We start from the raw sequence: 25,817 nt of genomic DNA, 5'->3' as shown, positions 1-25,817 counted from the left end.
ACTTTTGAACCTTTCGACTCCACCGCGTTGCGAGGCGGCCATTTTAGTGATTTTCAATCTCGTGTCAAGCGATGTTTTGCATCATTTTTCACTTCATTTCAAAACCACCCCAGAGCTGCTTTCGCACTACCCCGTTGGCATGGCGCGCATTATAGGGAGTTTTTGGCAGCGTGCAACAGCAAATCTTAGTTTTTTGAGCCTTTGGCGATCGTTTGCTGGTTAAACCGGCAATATGGGCAAAATAGCTCCAAAAACAATATCAGTAACTATGCATTTAATAGTTGGCTGCTTAAGAACTAGTCGCTAATATGAAAGAGCTTTAAGTATTTATATGTATTTACTCTGACTCTTTCATCTTTATTACTTAGGAAATCTTTATGTTAGCTAATTTACAACGATCCTTACCTTTTACCCTGGCGTTAGCCATCATCGTATATCTGGTTTTAATGTTAACCCCTGATATTGCTTTAAGCGCTTCTGTATTAGTGACAGTAGGTGTAGTGCTGGGTGGTGTATTGGTGCCTATTCTGGTTGAAGTAAAAGGTGCCACTCTTAGTAGCACTGGTGCCCCTGCAGCAACCAAAACAAACTACGACGGCGAAACTGCTACTTTATATGTAGGTAATTTACCTTACCGTGCCAATGAAGATGCTGTGCGTGAGTTGTTTCAAAAATTTGGTGTAGTCGTCAACGTACGTTTGATGAAAGATCGCCAGACAGGTCGTCGTCGTGGTTTTGGTTTTGTGGAAGTGGCAGCGAAAGATGCCAATAAGATGATCCAAAAGTTAAACGACTTTGCGTTTCAGGAGCGTACTTTAAAAGTGCGTGAAGCCAAAGAACGCCAAGACGGTGACGATAACGACGAATAAGTTAGTCCTGATATAAATCTGGCCAGCAGCTCTGCTGGCCAAATCCCATCTGTTTGACTCTTAATTTTTGCTGTTCTGTAAGTTCTTGTGTTGCAATAAAACAATCCTGCTTCTTCTCTTTATATGGAGAAATGATCGCTGCGGCTAAATGTTGTACTCGTCTGGCTATCGCATCGGCTGTATCAAACAGCTTTGGTGCTTTCGTAAATGCCAAACGGATCTCTTGAGCTAAAAAAGGAAAATGGGTGCAGCCCAGGATAATAGCTTTAGGCGCAAACTCATTTAAGCCACTCTCTCTGATCACTTCAGCCACTTCGGCTTTCACATCAGCACCTTCCCAAACTTTTTGCTCCGCCAGCATCACCAATTCACTACTACCAACCAATTGCACCTGACTCTGACCTGCATAGTCAGCGACCAGCTTCTGTATATAGTAGCCTTTGACTGTGGCAGGAGTGGCCAGCAACGCCATTTTTTCGCCAGCGCAATATAAAGCAGCAGGTTTAATGGCCGGTACTACACCAACAAAAGGCAAGTCAAACTGCTGGCGTAACCAATCAACGGCCTGAGTCGTAGCTGTATTGCAGGCGATCACAATCAGATCGACCTGATGAGTCAGCAGATGCTCGGTCAGCTGCTTTAAGCGTTGGCGGATAAATAACTCCGACTTAGTGCCATAAGGCAGGTACCTGTTATCCATCATGTAGAAGTAATCCGCAGGCACTAAAACACGCACCGCCTCTAATATAGAAAGACCACCCACGCCACTGTCGATAAAACCTATACGCATGCCATATCTTCTGAAAAACCGCCTTAAAAGCTCTGGCGCTATTTTGCCAGACATTCGCTCGCTAAGGCAGTTGCTCTGCTACTTTTATCTGCAGCTTGCTTTTGCTGATAGACATTCAGGCAAAAGCCCTTAGAATAGGCCGCTTTTTCGACAACAGGTGACAGGCAATGGCTTTAGGGCAAGTATTTCCGGATTTATATGAAACTCAACTGGCAGAAAAGCAAGCTGGTATAGAGCAGCTGTTTGCCTCTTATACTCTGCCAAAGTTAGAGTTGTTCCGCTCCGAACCCAGCCATTATCGTCAACGTGCTGAATTTCGGGTCTGGCATGAAGGGGACGATTTGTTCCATATTATGTTTGACTCTGAAACCAAGCAAAAACAGCGCATTGATTACTTCCCTGTTGCCTGCAAACAAATAGCCGATTTTATGCCTGTACTGCTGGAAGAGCTGAAAAAGCGTCCGGCGCTGCGGAACAAGTTATACCAGATTGATTACCTGAGTGGCTTAAGTGGCGAACTGTTGGTTTCTCTTATTTATAAGAAGCCATTAAGTAACGATTGGGCCGAACAAGCTGCTTTATTAAAAGCCGACCTGGCGGAACAATGGCCGCTGGACTTTATTGGCCGTTCGCGCAAACAAAAAGTGTTGGTGCATCGCGACCATATTATTGAAAAGTTGAAGGTAAAAGATCGTACTTTAAGTTACCAGCAAATTGAAAACAGCTTTACCCAGCCTAACGCCAAAGTGAATCAGCAGATGCTGGAGTGGGCTTGTGATATTTCAAGCCAACTCAAAGGTGACTTGCTGGAGCTTTATTGTGGTAACGGCAACTTCTCGCTGGCCCTGACGCCTTATTTCCGTCAGGTGGTTGCTACAGAGATTGCCCGCAGCTCGATTAAATCAGCGCAGCTGAATATAGAAATGAACCAGGTGACGAATTTGCAGGTGCTGCAGATGTCAGCTGAAGACGTTAGCGCAGCCATGGCAACAGGCAAGCAGTTAAAGACTTTGGATTTATCAGAGCTGCAGCTGGATACTATTCTGGTTGACCCTCCACGGGCTGGTTTAGATCCGGCCACCGAAGCTTTTGTCAGCCAGTTTAACGATATTATTTATATCTCCTGTAACCCTGTGACTTTAGAGCAGAACTTACAGCAGCTGAGCAAAACTCACGAAATCAAAGCTTTTGCTTTATTTGATCAGTTCCCCTACACCCATCATATTGAATCGGGTGTCTGGTTACGCAAACTTAATCTTTAGGTTTGCGACCATAGCTGGCGGCACCATGAGCCATCCAGCGTAACTGCATGATAGTACGCTGGGTGATTTGTTTGCGTTGCTCCGCTGTAGCATCCAGCGCATCGGCTCCGGCATGAAAAACTAAAATCACCATAGCTTCGGCCTGCATCTGAGCAAACTCCGCCGGACAATCTGTTTCTTTACGCAGATAATCCGCCAGCTCAGCACCAAAATGATAAATCTCCCGGGCGACCGCGCTACGAAAAGCTGCCGATGTGCCTGAGCGCTCCCGCAGCAGCAACCGAAACACGTTGCTGTGGCCAGTGACAAACTCCATAAAGGTTTCAATCGAGGTGCGGATCACACTGCCATTGGCTTCGATACGGTGGCGGGCCTGACGCAATAACTGACGAAGCATCAACCCAGCCTCGTCCACCAGGGTTAAACCTAATTCATCCATATCAGTAAAATGGCGATAGAAGGACGTTGGTGCTATACCAGCTTCGCGCGTTACCTCACGTAAGCTTAAACTTGAATAACCTTTATCGGCACTCAACTGCTGGAAAGCTGCGTCTATAATGGCGCGTCTGGTTTTTTCTTTTTGTTGGGCGCGGGTCACGGCTCACTCCTTTTTGCTTCTGGTTCATTTTAACGCTTGACCCTGTCAGTTTGCACGGCTAAATTAGCTTACAGTTGTAAGCTTAAAGTTCCTAAAATGAATAAACCCCCTATCATCTGGACCAACGTCATCCTGTTTGCGTCCACTTTTCTTGTCGCTGCTATTCTGGTGCCCTGGTATGCCGTAGCAGTTGGTTTTACCTGGACAGAGATTATTGCCACTATTTTATGTCTAGGCTATTGCGGCATGTCGATCACGGCCGGTTACCATAGACTTTGGGCCCATAAAACTTATGACTCCCATCCTGCTTTGCAGTGGTTTTATGCCATAGGTGGTGCTTTTGCGCTGCAAAACAGCGCCTTACATTGGTCGTCCGATCATCGTGTTCACCATAAATTTGTTGATCAAAACGATAAAGACCCCTACTCAGCTAAGCGCGGTTTTTGGTTCAGCCATATAGGTTGGATGTTACGTGAATACCAAAGCAATACCTATGCAGATTACAGCAATGCCCGCGACTTACAGAACAACAAAATAGTGATGTGGCAACACAAAAACTATCTGCTGCTGACTGTAGCAACCAACTTTGGTATCCCTCTGTTTTTAGGTTGGTTAACTGATAGTTATATCGGTATGTTATTAAGCGTGGGAGTTTTGCGGTTAGTGCTGAGCCACCATTTTACGTTTTTTATTAACTCCTTAGCACATATCTGGGGTAACCAACCTTATACCGATCAAAACAGTGCGCGGGATAACGGCATCTTAGCGTTTTTAACTTATGGCGAGGGTTACCACAACTTCCACCATATTTTTGAATACGATTACCGCAACGGCATCAAATGGTGGCAGTTTGATCCAACCAAATGGCTGATTAAAAGCTGTTCCTGGTTAGGACTAACCCGTAATTTAAAAGTCTGTCCTCCTGATCGTATTGAGAAAGCCAAAGTGCAGATGCAACTTAAACGTGCGCAAGCCAAGGTATCTCACCTGCCTGATGCTGAACTGGTGATGCAACGCCTTGAGCACGAATATGAGTTGCTGATGGAAAAAATGCATGCCTATTACGATGTGAAAAAAGCACTGTTACAACAGAAGAAACAACAGCTGATGCAACAGTACAATGAATTTGATTTAAAGCATCAACTGCTGGAAGTCAGACAAAATCTGCAACTACAGCAAAAACGCTGGCAGCAGTTAACCGCACAATTTGCCTAAGCATTTGATAAAAACTTACAAAAGGTGGCATTTGCCGCCTTTTTTATCGCCTTTCATTCAGGATTTCTGATTAAATATAATAAGTGCAGTCAGCGAAGGAATAACCCGGTGGGTAAAGCAACTCAAAGCAAAGCATACGATTTTGATGCAATTATTATAGGCACAGGACCTGGCGGCGAAGGTGCCGCGATGAATCTGGCGAAAAGTGGCAAAACTGTGGCAGTGATTGAGCGCCATCAGCAAGTTGGCGGCGGTTGCACACACTGGGGCACTATTCCTTCCAAAGCTTTACGTCATTCGGTCAGCCGTTATATTGAATACAAAGAAAACCCTTTGTTTCAAATGGATGATCAATCGTCCAACCTGACCTTCCCGCATATATTAAAACACGCTGCAGGCGTGATTCGTAAACAGGTGCAACTGCGCAGCAGTTTTTATGAGCGCAACAGAGTCAAAGTCTTTCAGGGCAATGCCTCTTTTGTTGACGCGCACCAAATTCGCATTGAGCAGAATGGTTCCCCGGATCAAATCATCTCCGCCGAACATATCATTCTGGCCACAGGCTCTCGCCCTTATCGACCACAAAATGTCGACTTCACACACAGCCGTATTTTTGACAGCGACACTATTTTGTCTTTAAAAGACGATGTACGCCATATCATCATTTTTGGTGCTGGCGTAATTGGCTGCGAATATGCGTCGATTTTCCGTGGTTTAGGGGTACGGGTCGATTTAGTCAATACCAGGGATCGCCTGTTGTCTTTTATGGATACTGAAATCTCTGATGCTTTGAGTTATCACTTCTGGAATTCGGGTGTAACTATCCGCCATGGTGAAGAGTTTGATCGGATTGAAGGCTGCGCTGACGGCGTGATTTTACATCTGCAATCCGGCAAAAAAATGAAAGCCGACTGTATCCTGTTTGCTAATGGCCGCACCGGCAACACCGATAAGCTAAACCTGAATGCTATAGGCTTAAAGGCAGATAGCCGTGGCCAGCTCAAGGTCAATGACAACTACCAGACTGAAATCCCTAGTGTGTACGCTGTGGGCGATGTGATTGGTTACCCGAGTCTTGCCAGCGCCGCTTATGATCAGGGCCGTATCGCAGCCAACTCTATTATCCATGGCAACTGCAGCACCTATCTGATTGACGATATTCCGGTTGGTATTTACACCATACCAGAGATGAGTTCAGTCGGCAAAAACGAGCAAGAATTAACTGCAGCTCGAGTGCCTTACGAGGTAGGCCGGGCTCAGTTTAAACATCTGGCTCGCGCTCAAATCGCCAATACCAGTGTCGGTAGCCTGAAACTACTGTTTCACCGTGATACCAAAGAGATTCTGGGCATTCACTGCTTTGGCGAAAGAGCTGCCGAAATTGTGCATATAGGACAAGCCATTATGATGCAAAAAAATGGCGGCAACACCATAGAGTATTTCGTTCACACCACCTTTAACTACCCCACTATGGCTGAAGCTTACCGGGTCGCAGCTTTAAATGGCTTAAATCGTTTGTTTTGAGCTTTACCTATAAAAACGCCAGCTTGAAGCTGGCGTTTTTATAGGAGGATCGACGAAAAAGTTTATTCTTCGTCTTCTGCAATTTCAGTATTCATATGATAAGTACGACTGAAAGACTGCACAGCATCAATAAAGACACCCGCTTTTTCCGGATCAACATCAGGAGTAATACCATGACCCAGGTTAAAGACATGACCTGATCCCATACCGTAACCATCCAGAATAGCCTGAACTTCCTGACGAATACGCTCTGGAGTACCCAACAAAATGGACGGGTCCATATTGCCCTGCAACGCAACTTTATCGCCGATACGAGCCCGGGCATGACGAATATCAATGGTCCAGTCTAAACCTACGCCGTCACATCCCGTTGCTGCGATTTCTTCCAACCATAAACCACCGTTTTTAGTAAACAAAGTCACAGGCACAGGACGCCCATCAGCAAAACGGGTTAAACCAGAGACGATTTGCTGCATATAGCTTAATGAATACTCACGATAATCGTGTGGGGTTAATACGCCGCCCCAGGTATCAAAAATCATCACAGACTGAGCACCAGCTGCAATTTGCGCGTTCAAATACAAGATGACACTTTGCGTCAGCTTATCCAGCAGGATATGCACCACTTCAGGTTCTGTGTACATCAGCTTTTTGATTTTTGAGAAAGTTTTACTGCTGCCGCCTTCAAACATATAAGTGGCAAGAGTCCAAGGGCTACCAGAAAAACCAATTAACGGTACTTCGCCATTCAATTCACGGCGAATAGTACGCACAGCGTCCATCACGTAACGCAACTCAACTTCAGGATCAGGCACAGGCAGCTGCATCACATCCATAAAGTCGGTCAGTTGTTTGGTAAAGCGTGGTCCTTCACCTTCACCAAAGTAAAGTCCCATCCCCATAGCGTCGGGGATAGTTAAAATATCGCTGAATAAAATAGCTGCATCTAAAGGATAACGTTTTAACGGCTGCAAAGTGACTTCACAGGCCAACTCAGGGTTTTTACACAACGACATAAAATCGCCGGCTATGGCTCGTGTTGCTCTGTACTCCGGAAGGTAACGACCCGCTTGACGCATCATCCAGATTGGAGTGCGATCAACAGGTTGTTTCATCAAAGCCCTTAAGTAACGATCATTTTTTAATTGCATCTATCATCTGCCATCTTTTGATTTATCATTAGTTTATCACTGATGTCTGATCAGTCACTATTTTTTACCAAAGGCAATTTTTTTACCAACTGAAAAAAGCTATTGCTCTGCAAAAATACATCTGTTATAAACTACCTGCGCTAGTAAAGAACAAGAATAAAGAAACTCGTTTTAACGAGTCCTGGTAACGTAAGTTACACCTCATTTAAGCCACGGTAGTGGCTTTTTATTTGCCTGTAATTCATTAGTGCCTTGCTTTAAATTCATCCTGCTAGCTGCCACTACCGACCGCCTCGGGCAATATACTGAATCACCTGACCTGATAAGGTTGCCACCATTGGTACTTCCGGCAGCTGATCCAAATCAAACCAGTGTGCTTCTTCAATTTCATCCGGCTGACAGACCAGCTCGCCTGACTTATAGTCCGCGATAAAAGCGGTCATCAATGAATGGGGAAAAGGCCAGGGCTGGCTCCCCATATAACGTAAATTGCAGATATCAATACCCACCTCTTCTTTGACTTCCCTTACCGCAGCTTGCTCCAGAGTTTCTGCAGACTCGACAAAACCAGCAAGTATCGAAAAGAAACCTGTTTTATGTCGGGTCGAGCGCGCTAACAACAGCTGATTTTTGTCATTAACAACGGCGATCAACACACAAGGGTTAATTCGGGGATAGCAGCGATGACCACATTTGTGACATAGCGCAGCAAGCTCCCAGTTGACCAAATGCATAGAACTACCACACTGACCACAGTATCTATGAGTTTGAAAAAATAACGCGACCTGACAAGCTCTGGCGGCATGCTCAAAAATAGCGGCAGATTGCTGTAATAAAGCCCGGGCAGAATGCCACTGCTCTTCAGCTTCAGGTCTGTCGGTATAATTCAGCAAATAGCAATCAACCCCCTCGATAGCACCAAGCAAACACAAAGGCTCGGAACCATCAAGAAATTGTGGTAATTGGTCATAACGACACAGAGGTGGTGCAGCATCAACCGAATTCAGCCAGATTTTGCCCTGGCTGACAATAAACCAGTGACCAAACAGGTCGGCTGTTGCAGTCACATTGTGCTTAATCATTTTTGTTTTACTCCACCACTTATTTGTGCGAACAGGCGTATGATAGAGCCAAAGACTGAGCTGACCAATAAAAAAGTAGTTGATCTTTATCCGAGAATTCTTTTAATTAGAGGTTCGAAGCAGTAAGTCACTTGAGTAAGGGGAAGTATATGTACACCCGTTTAGAGTCAGCACAGCAGAAATGGGGTGGCAGCCTGACAGCTATCGATAATTGGCTGGATGAGAGGCAGCGCTTGATTGTTCGCTATTGTGAGCTGGCGTCATTGCCTCCTTTTGACAAAAAAAGTGGAAACTCTTTGCCTGATTTGGCTGATATCCAGCACTTTTGCCAACTGCTGATGGATTATTTATCCGCAGGTCATTTTGAAGTCTATGAACAAATTGTATCGCAATGTGCCGTGAATGGTCAGGATAGCCGTCAGCTGGCAGATTCTTTATACCCAAAAATAGCGCATTCAACAGATATGGCCTTGGAATTTAACGATAAATACGCAGAAGCAGAAAGCAGCACTTTATCGAAGAACTTTGACCGGGATTTGTCGATGTTAGGACAGGCTTTGGTAGAACGTTTTGATTTTGAGGACGAACTGATCCAAACCTTACATAATAAACATTCTAAAGCCGTCTCGGCCTGAGTTTGATCTCTGCAGTACAAAAAAGCGACCATCAGGTCGCTTTTTTATTGGGTGAAAAATTACTTCTTCTCAGCCGCAGCTTCTTCTGCAGCAGGAGCTTCTTCGCCAATACCTAACAGTTCAACATCGAATACTAAAACGCTGTTCGCAGGGATAGTACCCATATCACGCTCACCATAAGCTAATTCAGCTGGAATAGTGAATTTGAACTTAGAACCTACGTTCATCAATTGAACGCCCTCAGTCCAGCCTTTGATCACCTGGTTTAACGGGAACTGAGCTGGACCACGTTCTTTTGAACTGTCAAATTCAGTGCCATCCACTAAAGTACCAGTGTAGTGCACACGAACTACGTCAGTTGCAGCTGGTTTTGGACCATCGGCAGCCTGAATGACTTCGTACTGCAAGCCTGACTCAGTTACTTTCACGCCTTCTTTCTTTGCGTTAGTTTCTAAATAAGCTTTACCAGCAGCAATATTTTGCTCAGCCTGTGCTTTTGCCACTTCCACTTGTTTCTCACGCGCCGTTTGTTCCAGCGCCATCATCACTTTCTGAACTTCTTCTTCAGTCAGCTGAGATTTGCCAGCTAACTGGTCTTGAATACCACGCACTATAGTGTCTGAAGCTAAAGGTAATCCTAACTTCTCGTGCTCTTTGATAGTGGTGTCGATAAAACGACCAGCTGATACACCTAAACTATAGGATTGTTTTGCAGCATCAGTATCTAAAACTAAAGGTTTTGGCTGCTCAGCTTCTTTGTTACAAGCAGACAAAGTTAAAACGGTAGCCGCAATCAGCGACACCTTGGTTAATAAACGCATGTATTTCTCCGATAAATAAGCAGGTTTGGCTGCAAAATTGTGTTTTAATAAGTTTAAAGGTTTTATTCAACGTCCCTATACTAACGGTTTGTGCTAATGACGTTAACCCATAGCTGTAAATATCTGACGATTTTTCTGGCATTTTGTCTCTTTGCCTGCTCAGAAGTTCAACCAAAATCTGTGCGGCAAGTGCAACACAGTGAAACGCCTTCTTATGGCGCAGCCATAAATGACCAATCAACGCGGGTTGCAGTCTCAGCTTTGGATCAGGGTGTGACCGTCTGGGACCTGAAAAACGATACTGCTTTGTATTCGCTGGGTCATCAGAAAAAAAGTGACAATCAAATTTTATCTTTGTCTTTGAGCCCAAGCGGCAGTCATTTGCTAACAGGTGACAGCAAAGACTTTGCGTTGTGGCAAATGGAAGATGGTCGCAACATAGGTTTTTGGTCGGTTAAAGACGCGACTATCCGCGACTTAGCCGTCTCAGATTTTGGCCGCCATATGCTGGTGGGCCAAAGTGACGGTAAAGTGCAGCACATTACCTTAAGTTCCGGTCGCCGTATCGAATTTCTGGGCCATACCGAAAATGTGAACTCAGTCGACCTGTCCGCTAACGGTCGTTTTGCTTTGACAGGCTCTAATGACCATTTTGCCTATCTGTGGGATACCGAAACGGCACAAATCATTTATAGTTTTCCACACCCAAACCGGGTTACTAAAGTGGCACTGGATCAGCAAGGTCGTTATGCCTTTAGTGCAGGCAGTGAATTACAGGCTTTTATCTGGGACTTAAAAACAGGCAAGCAAATTAGTCAGCTGGAGTTATCCAGAGCACAAATTATTACCGCAGCCCGCTTTAGTCCGAATGGCAAATGGCTGGTGACTGGTTCTCCATCCAGAGCTTTAATTTTATGGGATGTGGCAACGGGGAAAAAAATACAACAATGGCAAGTCAGAGCTATTCTTAATAGCAGACCAGCCAGCGCTGTGATCCATGCGGTGGCTTTTTTGAATGACACTCAGATTATCAGTGAAAGTTCCAGTGGTGTAGCCGAAGTATGGGAGATTAAACAATGACAGAACAAGTGGTTGAGCTACAACAGCAACTTATTGATTTAGAGAGCAAACTGGCATTTCAGGAAGATGTGGTGCAAAGCCTGAACGACGAGTTGCATGAACACCAGAAAAGTATTGAAAAGCTGCAGCGCCAGGTGATGCTGCTGGCGGAAAAAATTAGTCAGGGTAACGACAGTGGCATATTACGTCTCGACGAAGAGCCGCCGCCACCGCATTATTAATACTTATTCTGTGACCCGGTTTACTCGGGTTTAAACACACCTATCACCTGTTCAGCAGCACGCGAAGCTTTTGCTACCTGCTGTTCAGGTTGTGCCATATGATGGCCACATTGCACACACTCCACTTTTTCCACATTATTTTCAATAAACAACATCAGGGTGTCGACAGCCTTACACTGTGGGCAAGTTGCACCGGCAATAAAACGCTTTTTCTTTCTGTCTGTCATATTTTTACTCTCCAAATCTGGCTTTTATCGCATCAAGCCCCAGCGAACTTGACGCTGCAGCATTGTTGGCTGCGTTTACTCCCCCATTCACAGTGAGCTATGCGAATGGGGGTCTCTCACCCTTGCCGTAGCACTGCAACCCCAATTACTTTGGGTAAAAAACCGCTTGCGCTCTTGGTTTGTCGCCACTTTGCGATTAGAGTAGCAACCAATTTTCGTCTGGGCTAAAACACCATGATCCAACTGCAAAACGTCGAGCTGCGACGCGGTATCAATTGCTTATTGCAACGTGCTGATCTTACCGTATTTCCGGGGCAAAAGGTCGGAATTATTGGCGCCAACGGCTGCGGCAAATCCAGCCTTTTTGCGTTACTGCAACAAAAGCTACAACCTGACGCTGGTTCAGTATCCATTCCATCCAGCTGGACTATTTCGACCGTAGCGCAGGAAACTCCAGCCCTTGAGATTTCGGCCATGGACTATGTGTTGCAAGGTGACGAAAAACTCTACCCATTACTACAACAGTTAAAAATTACCGATGGCAGTGTCGATTTAGCCGCTGTGCATCATCAGATTGATGCTTTAGACGGCTACAGAGCAGAAGCCAAAGCTGGTGTTTTGCTGGATGGTCTTGGCTTCAGCGGTGCGGCGCAACAACAGAGTGTGAAGTCCTTTTCCGGTGGCTGGCGTATGCGTTTAAACCTGGCCAAAGCGTTAATGCAACCTGCTGAATTGTTGTTGTTGGACGAACCAACCAACCACTTAGACTTAGATGCCGTATTGTGGCTGGAGAAATACCTGGCTTCATTTAGCGGCACTTTACTGTTGATCAGTCACGACCGTGATTTCCTCGACGCTGTGATAGACAATACGGCGCATATAGATAATCAGACTTTAACTTTATACAAAGGCAATTACAGCCAGTTCGAACGTCAGCGCGCCGAACATTTGGCACAACATCAGTCGATGTTTGAAAAACAACAACGTCAGGTGGCACACCTGCAAAAGTATATTGACCGTTTCCGTGCTCAGGCGACGAAAGCCAAACAAGCGCAAAGCAGGATCAAAGCACTGGAACGTATGACGTTGCTGGCACCGGCGCACGCGGATTCACCTTTTCAGTTTGAGTTTTTAGATCCGCGCTCTTTACCTAACCCATTGTTAAAAATGGAAAACGTCAAAGCAGGTTATGGCGACACCGCTATTTTACAGCAGATTAATTTTCAGCTACTGCCAGGCAGCCGCATTGGCTTATTAGGTCGTAACGGCGCAGGTAAATCGACGCTGATTAAACTGTTATCTGGCTCTTTAACCCCACAAGCTGGTGAAATCTGGTACGCCAATGGCGTCAGTATTGGTTATTTCGCTCAGCACCAGCTGGAAACGTTAAGGCCACAGGATTCACCTTTACAGCATTTAGTCCGCCTTGCGCCGGATGCAACAGAACAGCAGCTGCGCGATTATATTGGCGGCTTCGGTTTTCATGGCGATAAAGCCTTATCTCCCTGTGCACCTTTTTCCGGTGGTGAAAAAGCCCGTTTGGTATTAGCTTTATTGGTCTATCAACGACCTAACCTATTATTATTAGACGAGCCCACCAACCACTTAGATCTGGATATGCGGGAAGCCATTGTCATGGCCTTGCAAAGCTTCGAAGGTGCTATTGTAGTGGTGTCACACGACAGACATTTGCTCAGTAGCACTACAGATGAGTTTTATCTGGTGGCTCACGGCAAAGTCGCACCTTTTGATGGTGATTTGGCCGACTATTATCAGTGGTTGCAGCAAGACCAACGCGCCAGTAACCAAGCCTCAATCTCTGACGAAATAGTGACTGCACATAGTGCACAAAATCGTAAAGACCAAAAACGCTTAGAAGCAGAATTACGTGCTTTACAACGACCGTTAAAGCAGAAAATTGAAAAGCTGGAACAGCAGCAAGAAAAACTACACCAGCAACAACAACAAATTGAAAGCGCTTTAGCTGATGTCGGGATTTATGATGCCGTTCGTAAAGCCGAATTAACCAAAACATTGGCAGAGCAACAAAAAGTCCAAAAGGAACTAGCTGAAGTGGAAGAACAATGGTTCGAAGCTCAGGAAGCATGGGAGCAACAAAGTGCAGAATTCTGGCAAAAAAACGCTTAACCCTGAATCATTCTGGCAGTACAGCCTGAGTCTGTACCCTGCTGTAAAGGAGCTATGTCTGCAATGGCAGGACAACTTTGGCGTCAATATTAATTTGCTGCTGTTTTTGTTGTATCTGGATAAACAGCAGCAAAGCCTCGATGAAACCCAACTGAAGCAGTTAGAAGATTTGTTAAAACATTTCAGCACTGAAGTGACCCAATCTATCCGCTCTTTGCGCCGTACTTTGCCATCGCCTTGGTTAGAATCAGAGATGCAACAAGCTCTGCGCCAGCAATTGCTGAGTACTGAACTGGCCGCTGAGAAATTGGAACAGCAGTTATTGGTGCAGCAGTTTAATCAATTAAGCCACAGTGACGATTTACTGCCTCATAGTCAGCTACTTGACCACTATTTAGTGCTAATAAAAGCACCGGCTGAACAACTGGACGCTGAAATTCTTGATCTGTATCAACAAAGCCAACAGCTAGAAGGACTCTAAAGTCCAACTTTGATCTACATCAGGCTTTGCTAAAACTAATGCTTCTACACTCAAAGCATCAGTCAATAGCGAGGATACGATCATGAATATATGGCAAGAATTTTTGAAAGATCCAGTGATCTTTATCTCTTTTACAGGCTTGGCTTTAGTGATTGGGTTGTGTTTGTTTTATGCTGGTTATTTCTTATATAAAACTTCACATGCAGAGTGATGTAAATGTGCCCCCAAATTCAGCCAAGCACTAATGCTCGGCTGAATGCTTAAAAGTATTGACCCTTTCTAAAACAACAATTTCAGCACAACGCAGACTTATAGAATGTGTGCGCCAGTATTCTATGATGGTTTTGTTTCTGTTCTTGTTGAATGCTCTGTATAGATTTGCAGACTCTGCAAAATATTGCTCTGAGTCCTCAAGCATTTCATGCTTAATTTTTTCAAGATGCTTCTGATCATTTATCTCTGACGTAAAACTCATATAAAAGAGATATCCGACTAAAACCAGCACTATCAATAGATTGCAATATTCAGAAGTCATAGCTATGCTCCTAAAAGGTGGAGCATTAATGCCCCACCTTTTAATTTTAGTACTTAAATAATCTGTAACCTGAATAAAATGCCAATCCAAGCATAGCACTTACTGCAAGTGGTGCAGATGCAAAAGCTAAACCTGCACTAACCAAGCCAAATCCTGAACCAAAACTGGCATTGCCAATAACTAACGCCAACCCAAATGCGGCCGCACTTTCTGGCATAGCTCCACCACTAACTTGCTCAACTTGTTCTGAAGTTAATTCACGCATGGTATCTCTCCTGGAGACTGACTAAGTTTAGCAATCTGATATCAGATTGCGACCAGCTGATACAGCCAGACATATCACTCCATGTCGCTCAGCAACTAGGTATTTTATTTGCACCGCCTAAGGAACTCACAAATAAAACACATGGTTAACAAAATAATTACAACAATGAATTAAACCAAAAATTTTGTATTTTTCTAGTTCAGAGAGGAAAAACTTAGGATAGCTGACTTTAAAATAGTACAGATTTGTGGACAGCCTGGGCACTGTCCACACTGTATGGCTTAAGCAGATAATAAGGTTCGTAATCGATCAGTAAATACAGACACCAAAGCATAAATAGTTAACTGCGGATTCGCACCTAAACTTGTCGGCAGTACCGAGCCATCAAATACCGACAAATTCTCTAATTGATGATGACGGCCTGACAAATTGACGACTCCCTTCGCCGGATCAGCGCTCATATTGCAGCCCCCCATCACATGGGCAGATGCCAGAGTAGCACGATACCTTTGCAGAGGCAGAGCCTGGATCGCCTGTCGGGCGTGCTGCCAGCTGCGATATAACTCTGCATCCTGATGAATGGGTAAAACCGACTTTGCACCGGCTGCAAATTGTAGCTCAGCCATAGCCAGATAAGCAGTTTGCACGCCCTGCCATAAATAATCGGATATAGGGTAATCCACTACGGGTTCGCCATTGTCGGATAACAACACAGTCCCGCCCTGACTATCCGGATGAAAGCCATCCCGCAGCAATGCAATCACCACCTGTAACTGATTAAACTGCTGCATCAACGCTGCATGAGATTGTGCCAGTCCCGTCAGTTTAGTCGCCATTAACACTGGGTGTAATGGTGGCACTTCTAATTTAAATCCAGCCTGCCCATTCGACGGCCAAACAAACTGATCAGAATAAATAGATTGAGGTGCCCCACTGTGGCCAGCTATCGTCTCCTCAAATAAGGCCCCGGAAATGACACTGGGGTGCAAGTAGGTATGCTTGCCTAAACGCCCGGAAGGATTCGGTACTTTAGAACGCAGCAGTAAAGCTGGTGAGCCTATAGCACCTGCAGCCACTATGTAATGTTTGGCTTTGAAGCTGAGCTTTATTTTGAAATCAGCATGAAAATACGAGTCTACAGGCACAGCCACCAGAGACTGTACTTGTCCATGCTGCCATTTTAGTTCTCGCGCCGACACCCGGCTGATTAACATAGCGCCAGCTTGCATAGCGGCTGGAATAGTGCTGACCAGCATCGACTGCTTCGCATTGATGGGACAGCCCATACCACAATATCCAAGGTTCGCACAGCCGCTGACATTACGGTTGATCACCGTGTATTGCCAGCCTAACGCCTCGCAGCCTTGTCGCAATTTATCATTATTGCTATTTGGTGGTACCGGCCAGGGATGAATATTCAAGCGCTGCTCTGCTTGCTGAAAATAAGGGGCCAAATTCTCTGAGGTAAAATCGGAGCCAAATTCAGCACGCCAGTAATCCAGAGTGTTTTCAGGAGTACGGATAGAGGTAGTCCAATTCACTGTCGTCGAACCACCCACAGTGCGTCCCTGTAATATGCCTATACTCTGATCAAGAGTTTTCCGGCCAGCTCCATCCTGATACAACGCAGGGTACGCCCAGCGCTCCTGCTGTTTAAAATCTTTGCCTTCGTACAAAGCCCCCATTTCCAGTAATATTACTTTGAATCCGGCAAGACTTAATTGTTCAGCGGCCATTGCTCCGCCAGCACCAGAACCTACTATCACCACATCAGCTTCAAAGTGTTTGTCGGCCGTTAAAGTGGACGCATCCAGATAAGACCAGCCCGCTGAGACGCCGTCGGCAATCAGATTTTTCATAGGTTAAACTCCGGCGCGCTGTACTGCAGAGACAACCAATGCTGTGGCTGGCCATAAAAAGCAGCGTAGATCAATTCACGTAAACCACTAAAGGCTTGCTGTAATAAAGAAAAATAACTGTCACGCCAGCTAAATAGCAAATCCAGACGAGCTGGCAACGGCAGATCTGCCAGTTGCAACCACTGTCCCGTCAACGCCAGACGGGCCAAATCTTGCTGCAGTAGCTCAAACAGTTGCTGAAGTTGTTGCTGCTGACTGTGCGGCAAATAAGCAAGAAATTGCAGCACGTCATCCCTTGTCTGCGCTAAGGATAACTGTTGTGCCGCCATATCAGCAGGTAACGCCCCCATTAAGACAGCAGGCAATAACGCATCCAATACCAGAACAGCCGCATTGTCGCTGCCTTGCAGACTTTGATGCTGGTATACTGCGTAGCCTGTGCTGGCGGCTAAGGTCAGCGCAAGAGAGCGGAAAATAAACTGGCGTCTGTTCATTCTTGTAGTGGTCCGGCCAGAAAAAGTGACCTTGATTGTTAAGTAGGATTGTTGATTTTGCAAGCCCCTGAAATGGTAAAACTTCCCTCAGCTTTTAAACCGGCATGGTGGCTGCGTAACTGCCATCTGCAAACTATAGCGGCTAAGTATCTGGCCCCACGTCACGCTTTGGTTACTGACGCAGAAATGCTGGCGTTGCCGGATGGCGATCATATCCAGCTGAACTGGACAGAAATGCCAGATCAAGCCACAGCTAAACCCATAGTAGTGGTATTACACGGTCTGGAAGGGAATATCCATAGTCACTATGCAGCTGGCATGTTGCAGGCTTTGCAACACCAGGGTTTTATAGCAGTACTGATGCATTTTCGCGGCTGTAACGGTGTCGCTAACAGGTTACCTCGAGCTTACCATTCAGGTGATACCGCCGATTTGGCTTTTTTAATAGCACAAATTCAGTTGCGTTATCCAGGTCGCTCACTGGCCGCTATTGGTTTTTCCTTGGGCGGCAATGTACTGGTGAAGTATTGTGGCGAACAAGGTGCACACTGTGTATTAAAGGCAGCTGTGGCTGTATCTGCGCCTCTGGCTTTAGCTCCAAGCGCAGAGCGCATTAATCAGGGTGGCAGCAAAGTGTATCAGCAGTATCTTTTGGGGCGGCTCAAAGCCACGATGATGCGTAAGCTGGACAGGCACAAAGACTTCCCTCTACCGGTCAGCAAAGCGCAAATTCTGGCGTTAAAAACTATTCGTGAATTTGATGACTTACTGACGGCGCCACTGCATGGCTTTCACAATGCTGACGATTATTATCAAAAATCCAGCGGTAAAGCTTTTTTAAAACAAGTACGTATTCCGCTGTTATTGGTGCATGCCAAAGATGATCCATTTTTATCTCCGGCAGTGTTACCCAAAGCCGATGAAATACCGCCTTTTGTGCAGTTGATACTATCCCGCCATGGCGGTCATGTCGGTTTTGTCACAGGCAACACACCTTTTAAAGCGGAATATTGGTTAGAGCAACAGTTACCACCTTACCTTGCACAGTTTTTAGGACAACACTGATGTTATTGATCCCCCATGAACAATTATCCTCCGACACGCTGGACGCTCTGATTGAAGCTTTTGTACTACGTGAAGGCACTGAATATGGCGAGCAGGACATTAGTCTGGGCGTGAAAGTAGCTCAGGTGAAAAGTCAGCTGGAAGCTAATCAACTGGTGATTTTATATTCTGAGTTACATGAAAGTGTCGACATCATCACCAAACAACAATGGCGACAACTGGTGAAACAAGGTGAGATTGAGAGCGACCAGTTTTGAAGTTAGTCTAAGTTTCTTGTGGCGCTGTGGGCGCGGATCAGTTCAGTCCATGGCACTTCAGAGCGGCCTATCACCATAAAATCGGGGTTCGACAAGGTTTCACGTTGGTTATAGCTTAAAGGTGCAAACTGACTATCAAGAATTTTACCACCCGCTTCTTCGACTATGACATGCACAGCAGCCGTATCCCACTCGCCGGTAGGACCCAAACGCAGGTAACAGTCGGCACCGCCTTCCGCCACCAAACAGCTTTTTAATGAGCAACTGCCAAGTGCTATAAATTCTGAGCAGGCAGGTTTGTTTAACAACTGATGAATATGCTCTATCGGCTGGCGTCGACTGACCGCAATTTTAAGTAACTCACCGGATTGGTGCTGATTCACCTGAATACGGTTGATCAAATGTTGCTGCTGCTTAAAAGCCCCGTGCCCCCGGGTGGCGTAATACCAGATTTGTTCTTTGGGCCAATAAATGACCCCAAGTACAGGCCAGCCATGCTCTACCAGAGCGATGCTTACGGCAAAATCACCACTACGGGCAATAAACTCTTGTGTGCCGTCCATAGGATCAATCAGCCAGTAACGTGGCCAGTCCTGGCGCTGGCGCAGCGGCAGCAAATGCATTTCTTCGGAAACGATAGGAATATCAGGAGCCAGCTCAGTTAACGCATGCAAAATCAGCGCATTCGCAGCCAAATCAGCACTGGTGACAGGGCTTTCATCTGCTTTGTGTTTGGCTTCATAGTCGCCACTCTGGTAGATAGACCATAAGGTATCTCCAGCGGCTCGAGCTGCTTCTTTAACAGGTTCTAATAACCTACTTAAAAACATCCTGATGCTTATCCAGATAATCTCGGGCTAAGAATAAGGCCGCTACACTGCGCGCCTCAGTGAAATCGCTTTGGTCTAACAGTTCAAATTGCTGTTGCCACTGCCATGGCACCAGTTCTAAAGGTTCAGGTTCATCCCCTGGCAAACTGGAAGCCGTTAAATCCAACGCTAATACGATATGCATTGTAGCACTAAAGTATCCCGGAGCTAAGGCCACGGTTTTTAAAGGAATTAACCGTCCTGCCTTAAAACCTATTTCTTCCTGTAATTCCCGATTTGCCGCTTCTACGACTGTTTCACCCGGATCGATTAACCCCTTGGGGAAACCCAGCTGATAATCATGAGTACCAGCGCAGTATTCTCGTATTAAGTAAAAACTACCAGGTTCAGGGCAGGCCACCACCATCACAGCTCCGCGGCTTCCCCCTTTCATTCGCTCGTAGGTGCGTTGTTCACCGTTGCTGAATTGCAGATCCAGCTGTTCAATTTTAAACAGCCGGCTTTCAGCCACTAGTTTTTGCTCTAAAATTTGCGGTTTTTCTTTGTCGCGGTCGCGCTGCGCCATAAAACTGCCTCTGCTACAATGGGCCATCGCCTTACTATAAATGGATTAGCCGGAAAAACCTATGCTGGACTGGAGACAAATTGATACCGTGTTGTTGGATATGGACGGTACTTTGCTGGATTTACACTTTGACAACTACTTTTGGCTGGAGCATTTACCCAAACGTTGGGCTGAGCTTAGCGGTATTAGTGTGAGTGATGCCAAACAGCAACTCGAAGCAGAATACCATGAACTGAACGGCAAAATAGAGTGGTATTGTCTGGATTACTGGACGAAAAGACTGTCATTGCCCATCACAGAACTAAAGCGTGAAGTGATGGATAAAATTCAGATGCGTGCCGATACACCGGCTTTTTTAACGGCATTAAAACAGTCCGGCCGCAAGGTCATTTTGGTCACCAATGCTCATCCTGATTCTTTGTCGTTAAAAATTGAGCGCACTACTCTGGCCAGTTACATAGATACTTTGGTATCGACTCATGAATTTGGTGTCACTAAAGAACAACAAGAGTTATGGCAAAGACTGCAACAACGTTTTGGTTTCGACCCAAAGCGTACTTTATTTGTCGACGACAGTCTGCCAATACTGCAATCAGCGCAACGTTTTGGCATAGGTCATTTATTGGCAGTCGCCAACCCGGATAGCCAAAAACCCAGCAGAGCTATCACTGAGTTTCCGGCTATAGAGGATTATTCGGTGTTACTGGCGGATATTCAGGCAACATCCTCTAATTAATTGAAGTTGCAACGAGGCGACCAGTGAATGAGTCCCCATGAACATAGGCCACTATGTGATTGGGACGAGAGAACACTGTCAACAAAGTTGCGCCTTCAAGTAAGACGGGGAGACTAGCGGCTCTGTAATTTCAGAGTAAACCGCCCCTCTGCATCAGGCTGCCCGACAAATTGCATCGCCTGATGCACTTCTTTTGGCATGCTGGCGTCTGGTTTGAGCGTGCCATTGAGCTGATAGTTACCCTGCTCGCCAATCAACGCCGTTACATTCAACGCCAGTGGATTGCCAGGTTCAGTCACCATTTGCAGCTGGCCCTGCTCACAGCTTAAAGTCGCATCTATAGCTTTTAAATCAATCCATCCTGATGGCGCCTGAAACTTGGCGTCCAGCCAGCTGGCTTTACCTGCCAATTGCTCGCACCAGGGTTGTCCCATACTGAACTGCTGAATATTCACTAGCATAGTACCGCTGGCAGCGACCTGAAACGGCAAACGCAATTTCAGTAAAGGGATGATAGGCTCAACCGGCAAACGTAACTGGCTTGATTCCAGTTGCAGTCCAGAGAAACCATAAGCCAGCTGAGCTTTGGCATAAGGCAGAGTGGTTTGACGAATTTGGCCAATACCGAGCGATAACGCCAGTTTTCCTGTCAATAAAGCCCAGGGCTTTAGCTGCCAATTCAGCTGCTGCAGTACATAACCATTCAGTGATACTGCTTGGATCTGACCTTGCCACAAAGTACCACTGACTGGCCCTAACTGAATTTGTGAAGGCAAAGGCACCAGCTTTAACCACCAGGCAGCAGGTGCCAGGATCACTAAAAACACCAGATACAAACCAAGAGCGACCGGGATTATTTTTTTATAGTTCATTTACGACTCGACCAATAAACGACGAACACGCACCATACCAGGCGCATCGGCTACAGCTAAATCCAGCTGCACTATGCTGACATTGTGCTGATACTGTAATTCATGCAACCAGGCCAGTAGTTGGTCAAAACTAATATCATTCAGCATCACCTGCATCTGATCATTTTGTGGCTGCATCCGGCTGACCTGAATTTTATGGGTGCGGGCACTGGAACTAATCAGATCCGTCAGACTGCCCTGAACCTTAGTCTGTGCTGAGACCGCAGGGTAACTACGGACCTGTAATAACTGCTGACTGATCTGTTGCAACTGTTGCTGCTGGGTCTGATAACTCTGGTGCAAAGGAGCCCACACCAACCAATAAAAAGCGGCTATCACTAAAGTCACACCCGCACCAAGCAGCAACTGTTGTTCACGTTTTTGCAGCGACAGCCACCAGCTGTGTAGTTGTTGTATTTGACTCATGTTTTCACCTTCATCGCTACTGTGCCCTGGACTTTGCCACCTTCGTTACTTAAAGCCCCTTGTTTCACTTCAAAGCCTTTTTGTTCCAGTCGGGTTTTTAAGTTGTCAAAGCGCTGGAAGCTGTCTGCTTCAGCCTGAAACCGCAGTTCGCTGTTTTTTTGGTCGTACTTTAAATTATCTAAACGCACATTGGTTGTTGCCGCCAGTTCCTGCTGTAAATCATTCAGCAGACTAAATAAACTGCTGTCCTGAACAGCACCGGCGCCTTGTAATTTACGTGCCAGTTGACGGGAAATATCACGGGTCGACTCGGCTGGAAAGCGACTTTTATACAAAGTCACTAATTCTGCCCTTTGTTGCTGCAGCAGTTGCCCTTGCTGCCAGACCCCAAAGGCTAAAGTGAGCAGATACAACGCCAGACAAGATGTACCCAGCACAATAGAACTTTGCCACAATGACCAGACTTTATTCCCGGCTTTTTTGGGCGCGTACTGCCCTTGTAACAGGCTAAATTTTTGTTCCGGCAATTGCTGCGCCAGCAAAGCTAAAGGCAATTCAGGCTCTGCCGCCTGCACATTTTGCAGTAGCTCTGCTGGCCAGGGGCTGTAGCTGTGAATCAAGTCAATGTTCGCCAGGCTTAAAAAGTCTGGCCACCAACCAGGTTCAATACTAGACGCTTGCCATGGGCCCTGACGTAACAACCATTGCCCCGCCAGCTCTATAGCGGAAGCGCCATCCTGATGCAAAGGCAATAACAACGCATCAGGCAACAGCTGCATAGGCTGAAAACCTGCAACCACTAAAGAACCGACCCACTGTTCCAGTTGCACTTTTTTACACAGAGCCACTTGCTGCCAATATTCTTTACCACGCTGCTGGCATTGACCTAAGGCCAGATACAGCTGCTCTATATCCTCAGCATGCTCTTCTTCGAGCATGTATGGTAAGGCCTGAATAATTTGCCGGTTAGGTTTTGCAGGCAGCAAAACCTCACTTAACACCACATCAGCGGCTGGCACTAAAGCCACCACGGGACGACGGCCTAAACGCTCGGACAAAGCAGATAGCTCATCAGCGCAAGCCAGTTGCCCCGATGCGATAATCTCTTTATTGACGGCGGACCAAACCAACCAGCTGATTGGCTGCTGTGGCTGACTGCCCAGTCTTATTATTAATTGTTCGTTCACCACTGGCCTCCAAACCGCCGCGCTATCACTTTTACCTTTTGTTGCTCATCAATCACCAGTACAGATGCCAGATTAAACACGGTATCCATGTAAGTCACTGTAGTTTCGAGCAAAAAATAATTCGAATTTATTGCCATCATGGCTTTGACCTCGTCCGTGACACTGATACTGGCAAACTGCGGACTGGCCCAAACTTCGTCCAAACTGGCAAATCCTTCTTCCGGTCTGCTGCCGATCAAATCCGAGGCAGCACTTTCATCCAGTTCAGGAATATAAGCCGATAACAAAGCAGCGTTTTCCGCTGTCAGCGTGTTGAGATTCAGCTTGCTACTACTGACTTTAGGGATCACACAAACCCAGGGCCGCACCAGCTCGTAATCTGCCGGCGTTAAATCCAGCATCACCCGTAATTCAGAAACCGACCCCATTAAACTATTGGCGGTATAAAACGGCATCTGCAAACCTGCATAGTCGTCCTGCTCAGCACCGCCTGCAATTTGCAATAAACTGTCTGCATCCAGCCAGTCACTGATGCGAGCTGTTAAATATTCAGCTGGCATCGACAAATCCGTCGCCTTTAATTCAAGCAATCGCTGAAAGGCTTTTTGGCTAGCCGTTTGACCCGCACCCACCTGCTGCTGATCGGCGGGTCGCTGTAAATTATTTAAGTTAAAGCAGCTTTGTAAATCAATCAGCTTGCCAGTGATAGTGCCGTTATCGACTGGAAAGGTCGCGCCAAGTTGAGCCCAGTCCTGCGATAAGTTGACTGTCTCTTTACCCGCTACCGTGCTTTTCAGCAAGCGGATACTGGCCTGCTCTGCCGCTATACCATACCAATAAGCCTGTTGCTGTTGCTGTAAATTCAGTTGTCGCTGCAACTGCAACTGCAAACGGCCACTCATGCCCACAGCGATGACGACAACTAAAGCGACAATCATCATCACCACCACTAACGCCACACCAGACTGACGGCGCATCAGGTTAATCCGTTCATCAGGGTATAAAAACGCTGCATTTCGCCCAGTTGCTCATGGGTAATAGTCAAGCGCATTGCTTTGGGCAATTTCTCCTCATTCCAGGTTTCCAGCCATTCTTCGTCTTTTAAGAATTCCACTTTAAAACCTGTGACTCTGTCCAGCAAAGGCTGTACTTTGGGCTCAGTTCCTGTGACTGCATCAGGAAATAAACTAAACAGTCGTTCAATTTTGCCTTCACGAAAACGATACCCAACGGCCTGAATTTCGCTGCGCGGCAGCACCATGCCGGGGTTACGCCAGCCATTGTGCACAAAAGCAAAACCACCCTCTTCGCTTTCCAGCATCAGTTTGTCACCCAGCAAAGGAGATTTGACGGGTTCTTCGCCTTCTACCCTGATCTGCCGTGCGCTGATTTGCGCTAAATCGCGCTCTAAAATCAGGAAAAAGCGCTGTATCTGTGCCAGGCGCTCTGCCGCTTTTTGCGATGCGGCATCAGACTCTGTCACACTCGACAACACGCTCGCTGAAGCCAACCCTACCAAAGCGAAAATGGCCATTGCCAGCAACATTTCAATAAAGGTAAAACCACGCCCAGTATTAACGTTCAGCATCGGCTTTACCTACGAAGGTTTGCAACTGATACACCACTTTTTCAGGGTTATCAGCCAGACTGACCTTCACTATCACAGCGCTGAAATTAGCATCTGCAGTTTTTTGAATCTCCTGTTGCCATAACCAGCTGCGGTTAGCAAATTCCACAGTTTTTTGTGTGTTCTTCAGCGGCCAGGTTTTCTCCAGAAATACTGCATTTAATTGATTTTCGGCGACATAAGCAGCAAAAGTCATATTCTCCAGATGAGAAATAGAATTCATATGCTCAGAGGCGGCTTTCATCACCGCAGCCCCCGCTGTGGCAAACACGGCCATCGCGATCAGCAACTCTATCAGGGTAAAGCCTTTGCTTTTCATGGTCTGTCGTTTTCCACTGCAGATTTAACCAGCGGAATACTGTATTCACCTTTGAGCGCCTGATACCAAAAAGGGCGCTCAGTTTCATCCGCCAATACCAACTGAAAAGGGCTGATGTCGCCGGAGGATAAAATATAGATGTTGGGTAACAAAGGTTTCTCACGGGCTTTTAACGGACCTTTGGCCTTGTCGTCCTGGTCAGTTTTTTTATCGTTCTCTTCAGCTGCTTCTTCTTGCTGCTCGAGCAATTCTTCCTGCAGTTTACGGAACTCTTCCTGCCCTAAAATACTGTCTTCAGCCCAGCTTAAGCCGTCCAGCTCCAGCTCTGCCCTTATGGTTTCAGGCCAGGGGTGGAATTGCATAAATTTAGGCTCAGCCACTTCCAGCCACTTTTGACCGTTGTGGACCAAAAACTGATAGCCTTTGTCGTTCAGCATCAGGCCAAAATCCTGCTGCTTTAAAATAGCGGTCTCAGACAGTACCTGCACCAATTGCTGTAACCTGTCCGTTTCTTTTTGAATACGTGAAGGTCTGGATTCACTAACAAAATTCACCACCACGTAGGATGCCATTAAGCCAAGCAACAGCATCACTAACATGATTTCCAGCAATGTAAAACCACGGTGGTGTTTCATTT

The 25,817-nt window shown here is 46.2% G+C and carries 33 protein-coding genes; 14 read left to right on the top strand and 19 right to left on the bottom strand.

Going from position 1 to position 25,817, the window contains the following annotated elements; all coding sequences use genetic code 11:
• Window positions 1-223, top strand: a 223-nt coding sequence (locus IEW88_RS18720) for a hypothetical protein (protein ID WP_229670565.1), incomplete at its 5' end; no start/stop codon positions are given.
• 154 nt (window positions 224-377) lie between these two features.
• On the top strand, window positions 378-869 hold the full coding sequence (locus tag IEW88_RS16415) for an RNA recognition motif domain-containing protein (RefSeq protein WP_147905081.1): 492 nt from the start codon (window positions 378-380) through the stop codon (window positions 867-869).
• 1 nt (window position 870) lies between these two features.
• Here IEW88_RS16415 and murI read toward each other — a convergent pair whose 3' ends face one another.
• On the bottom strand, window positions 871-1,713 hold the full coding sequence (gene murI / locus IEW88_RS16410) for a glutamate racemase (protein WP_147905080.1): 843 nt from the start codon (window positions 1,711-1,713) through the stop codon (window positions 871-873).
• 113 nt (window positions 1,714-1,826) lie between these two features.
• Between murI and trmA the strand changes: the two genes are divergently transcribed.
• Complete coding sequence (gene trmA / locus IEW88_RS16405; RefSeq protein WP_147905079.1) at window positions 1,827-2,921, top strand: tRNA (uridine(54)-C5)-methyltransferase TrmA; 1,095 nt, start codon at window positions 1,827-1,829, stop codon at window positions 2,919-2,921.
• Here the strand turns inward: trmA and fabR are convergent.
• Window positions 2,911-3,519, bottom strand: a complete 609-nt coding sequence (fabR, locus tag IEW88_RS16400) for an HTH-type transcriptional repressor FabR (RefSeq protein ID WP_147905078.1) — start codon at window positions 3,517-3,519, stop codon at window positions 2,911-2,913. The genes trmA and fabR overlap by 11 nt on opposite strands.
• 96 nt (window positions 3,520-3,615) lie before the next feature.
• Between fabR and IEW88_RS16395 the strand changes: the two genes are divergently transcribed.
• Both IEW88_RS16395 and sthA read left to right on the top strand, forming a co-directional pair.
• A complete protein-coding gene (locus IEW88_RS16395) occupies window positions 3,616-4,734 on the top strand; it encodes an acyl-CoA desaturase (RefSeq protein WP_147905077.1) in 1,119 nt (372 codons plus the stop codon).
• A 108-nt stretch (window positions 4,735-4,842) separates the two neighbouring features.
• Window positions 4,843-6,258, top strand: a complete 1,416-nt coding sequence (sthA, locus tag IEW88_RS16390) for a Si-specific NAD(P)(+) transhydrogenase (protein WP_147905076.1) — start codon at window positions 4,843-4,845, stop codon at window positions 6,256-6,258.
• A gap of 62 nt (window positions 6,259-6,320) precedes the next feature.
• Here sthA and hemE read toward each other — a convergent pair whose 3' ends face one another.
• Window positions 6,321-7,409 carry a uroporphyrinogen decarboxylase gene (hemE, locus tag IEW88_RS16385; RefSeq protein WP_053423285.1) on the bottom strand — a complete coding sequence of 363 codons (1,089 nt, stop codon included), beginning with the start codon at window positions 7,407-7,409 and terminating at the stop codon, window positions 6,321-6,323.
• A gap of 281 nt (window positions 7,410-7,690) precedes the next feature.
• Window positions 7,691-8,491 carry an NAD(+) diphosphatase gene (nudC, locus tag IEW88_RS16380; protein WP_147905075.1) on the bottom strand — a complete coding sequence of 267 codons (801 nt, stop codon included), beginning with the start codon at window positions 8,489-8,491 and terminating at the stop codon, window positions 7,691-7,693.
• Window positions 8,492-8,640: 149 nt separating this feature from the next.
• Between nudC and IEW88_RS16375 the strand changes: the two genes are divergently transcribed.
• The gene (locus IEW88_RS16375; protein ID WP_053423287.1) at window positions 8,641-9,126 is read left to right on the top strand and encodes an Rsd/AlgQ family anti-sigma factor; all 486 of its coding nucleotides are present in this window, start codon (window positions 8,641-8,643) and stop codon (window positions 9,124-9,126) included.
• Between the two features lie 59 nt (window positions 9,127-9,185).
• On the opposite strand, the gene fkpA is transcribed toward IEW88_RS16375, so the two are convergent.
• Window positions 9,186-9,947: an FKBP-type peptidyl-prolyl cis-trans isomerase gene (fkpA, locus tag IEW88_RS16370; RefSeq protein WP_053423288.1), complete on the bottom strand. Its 762-nt coding sequence runs from the start codon at window positions 9,945-9,947 to the stop codon at window positions 9,186-9,188.
• Between the two features lie 96 nt (window positions 9,948-10,043).
• Here fkpA and IEW88_RS16365 point away from each other — a divergent pair, with 96 nt between their 5' ends.
• A complete protein-coding gene (locus IEW88_RS16365; RefSeq protein WP_147905074.1) occupies window positions 10,044-11,027 on the top strand; it encodes a WD40 repeat domain-containing protein in 984 nt (327 codons plus the stop codon).
• Complete coding sequence (locus IEW88_RS16360) at window positions 11,024-11,248, top strand: SlyX family protein (RefSeq protein ID WP_046519834.1); 225 nt, start codon at window positions 11,024-11,026, stop codon at window positions 11,246-11,248. The genes IEW88_RS16365 and IEW88_RS16360 overlap by 4 nt, the downstream gene beginning before the upstream one ends.
• A gap of 20 nt (window positions 11,249-11,268) precedes the next feature.
• Here IEW88_RS16360 and IEW88_RS16355 read toward each other — a convergent pair whose 3' ends face one another.
• Window positions 11,269-11,475 carry a YheV family putative zinc ribbon protein gene (locus IEW88_RS16355; RefSeq protein ID WP_053423290.1) on the bottom strand — a complete coding sequence of 69 codons (207 nt, stop codon included), beginning with the start codon at window positions 11,473-11,475 and terminating at the stop codon, window positions 11,269-11,271.
• Between the two features lie 234 nt (window positions 11,476-11,709).
• On the opposite strand from IEW88_RS16355, the gene IEW88_RS16350 reads away from it, so the two are divergent.
• From IEW88_RS16350 to IEW88_RS16340, 3 genes are all read left to right on the top strand, one after another.
• The gene (locus tag IEW88_RS16350) at window positions 11,710-13,623 is read left to right on the top strand and encodes an ABC transporter ATP-binding protein (protein ID WP_147905073.1); all 1,914 of its coding nucleotides are present in this window, start codon (window positions 11,710-11,712) and stop codon (window positions 13,621-13,623) included.
• The gene (locus tag IEW88_RS16345; protein WP_053423292.1) at window positions 13,595-14,104 is read left to right on the top strand and encodes a TIGR02444 family protein; all 510 of its coding nucleotides are present in this window, start codon (window positions 13,595-13,597) and stop codon (window positions 14,102-14,104) included. The genes IEW88_RS16350 and IEW88_RS16345 overlap by 29 nt, the downstream gene beginning before the upstream one ends.
• Window positions 14,105-14,186: 82 nt before the next feature.
• Complete coding sequence (locus IEW88_RS16340) at window positions 14,187-14,315, top strand: DUF3149 domain-containing protein (protein WP_082101828.1); 129 nt, start codon at window positions 14,187-14,189, stop codon at window positions 14,313-14,315.
• A 30-nt stretch (window positions 14,316-14,345) separates the two neighbouring features.
• Here IEW88_RS16340 and IEW88_RS16335 read toward each other — a convergent pair whose 3' ends face one another.
• From IEW88_RS16335 to IEW88_RS16320, 4 genes are all read right to left on the bottom strand, one after another.
• Complete coding sequence (locus tag IEW88_RS16335; RefSeq protein ID WP_147905072.1) at window positions 14,346-14,639, bottom strand: hypothetical protein; 294 nt, start codon at window positions 14,637-14,639, stop codon at window positions 14,346-14,348.
• A 46-nt stretch (window positions 14,640-14,685) separates the two neighbouring features.
• A complete protein-coding gene (locus IEW88_RS16330; protein WP_147905071.1) occupies window positions 14,686-14,904 on the bottom strand; it encodes a hypothetical protein in 219 nt (72 codons plus the stop codon).
• Between the two features lie 281 nt (window positions 14,905-15,185).
• Window positions 15,186-16,763, bottom strand: coding sequence for a GMC family oxidoreductase (locus IEW88_RS16325; protein WP_147905070.1), 1,578 nt, complete (start codon window positions 16,761-16,763; stop codon window positions 15,186-15,188).
• Entirely contained in the window at window positions 16,760-17,257 is a 498-nt protein-coding gene (locus IEW88_RS16320) for a hypothetical protein (protein ID WP_147905069.1), read from the bottom strand. The genes IEW88_RS16325 and IEW88_RS16320 overlap by 4 nt, the downstream gene beginning before the upstream one ends.
• Before the next feature lie 72 nt (window positions 17,258-17,329).
• Between IEW88_RS16320 and IEW88_RS16315 the strand changes: the two genes are divergently transcribed.
• Both IEW88_RS16315 and IEW88_RS16310 read left to right on the top strand, forming a co-directional pair.
• Window positions 17,330-18,322: a hydrolase gene (locus tag IEW88_RS16315; RefSeq protein WP_147905068.1), complete on the top strand. Its 993-nt coding sequence runs from the start codon at window positions 17,330-17,332 to the stop codon at window positions 18,320-18,322.
• Window positions 18,322-18,579, top strand: a complete 258-nt coding sequence (locus IEW88_RS16310; RefSeq protein ID WP_053423296.1) for a YheU family protein — start codon at window positions 18,322-18,324, stop codon at window positions 18,577-18,579. The genes IEW88_RS16315 and IEW88_RS16310 overlap by 1 nt, the downstream gene beginning before the upstream one ends.
• Window positions 18,580-18,581: 2 nt before the next feature.
• Here IEW88_RS16310 and cysQ read toward each other — a convergent pair whose 3' ends face one another.
• Window positions 18,582-19,409 carry a 3'(2'),5'-bisphosphate nucleotidase CysQ gene (gene cysQ / locus IEW88_RS16305; protein WP_053423297.1) on the bottom strand — a complete coding sequence of 276 codons (828 nt, stop codon included), beginning with the start codon at window positions 19,407-19,409 and terminating at the stop codon, window positions 18,582-18,584.
• The gene (gene nudE, locus IEW88_RS16300; RefSeq protein WP_147905067.1) at window positions 19,396-19,974 is read right to left on the bottom strand and encodes an ADP compounds hydrolase NudE; all 579 of its coding nucleotides are present in this window, start codon (window positions 19,972-19,974) and stop codon (window positions 19,396-19,398) included. The genes cysQ and nudE overlap by 14 nt, the downstream gene beginning before the upstream one ends.
• A 61-nt stretch (window positions 19,975-20,035) precedes the next feature.
• On the opposite strand from nudE, the gene yrfG reads away from it, so the two are divergent.
• Window positions 20,036-20,710 carry a GMP/IMP nucleotidase gene (gene yrfG / locus IEW88_RS16295; protein ID WP_147905066.1) on the top strand — a complete coding sequence of 225 codons (675 nt, stop codon included), beginning with the start codon at window positions 20,036-20,038 and terminating at the stop codon, window positions 20,708-20,710.
• 113 nt (window positions 20,711-20,823) lie between these two features.
• On the opposite strand, the gene IEW88_RS16290 is transcribed toward yrfG, so the two are convergent.
• Genes IEW88_RS16290 through gspH form a run of 7 tightly spaced genes read right to left on the bottom strand, consistent with a single transcriptional unit; the run spans window position 20,824 to window position 25,815 of the window.
• Complete coding sequence (locus IEW88_RS16290; RefSeq protein ID WP_147905065.1) at window positions 20,824-21,582, bottom strand: type II secretion system protein N; 759 nt, start codon at window positions 21,580-21,582, stop codon at window positions 20,824-20,826.
• Window positions 21,583-22,047 (bottom strand): type II secretion system protein M, encoded by a 465-nt coding sequence (locus tag IEW88_RS16285; protein ID WP_053423301.1) that lies wholly within the window; start codon window positions 22,045-22,047, stop codon window positions 21,583-21,585. It lies immediately after the preceding gene.
• Window positions 22,044-23,234, bottom strand: a complete 1,191-nt coding sequence (gene gspL / locus IEW88_RS16280; protein ID WP_147905064.1) for a type II secretion system protein GspL — start codon at window positions 23,232-23,234, stop codon at window positions 22,044-22,046. Before gspL ends, IEW88_RS16285 begins: the two co-directional genes overlap by 4 nt.
• Complete coding sequence (gspK, locus tag IEW88_RS16275) at window positions 23,231-24,211, bottom strand: type II secretion system minor pseudopilin GspK (protein WP_147905063.1); 981 nt, start codon at window positions 24,209-24,211, stop codon at window positions 23,231-23,233. The genes gspL and gspK overlap by 4 nt, the downstream gene beginning before the upstream one ends.
• Window positions 24,211-24,822 carry a type II secretion system minor pseudopilin GspJ gene (gene gspJ / locus IEW88_RS16270; RefSeq protein ID WP_147905062.1) on the bottom strand — a complete coding sequence of 204 codons (612 nt, stop codon included), beginning with the start codon at window positions 24,820-24,822 and terminating at the stop codon, window positions 24,211-24,213. Before gspJ ends, gspK begins: the two co-directional genes overlap by 1 nt.
• Window positions 24,809-25,180, bottom strand: coding sequence for a type II secretion system minor pseudopilin GspI (gene gspI, locus IEW88_RS16265; RefSeq protein WP_147905061.1), 372 nt, complete (start codon window positions 25,178-25,180; stop codon window positions 24,809-24,811). The genes gspJ and gspI overlap by 14 nt, the downstream gene beginning before the upstream one ends.
• Window positions 25,177-25,815 (bottom strand): type II secretion system minor pseudopilin GspH, encoded by a 639-nt coding sequence (gene gspH / locus IEW88_RS16260; RefSeq protein ID WP_053423306.1) that lies wholly within the window; start codon window positions 25,813-25,815, stop codon window positions 25,177-25,179. The genes gspI and gspH overlap by 4 nt, the downstream gene beginning before the upstream one ends.
• Between the last annotated feature and the right edge of the window lie 2 nt (window positions 25,816-25,817).

Source organism: Rheinheimera tangshanensis, assembly GCF_014645135.1.
Classification (GTDB): Bacteria; Pseudomonadota; Gammaproteobacteria; order Enterobacterales; family Alteromonadaceae; genus Pararheinheimera; species Pararheinheimera tangshanensis.
This window is presented reverse-complemented; position numbering and strand designations above follow the sequence as displayed.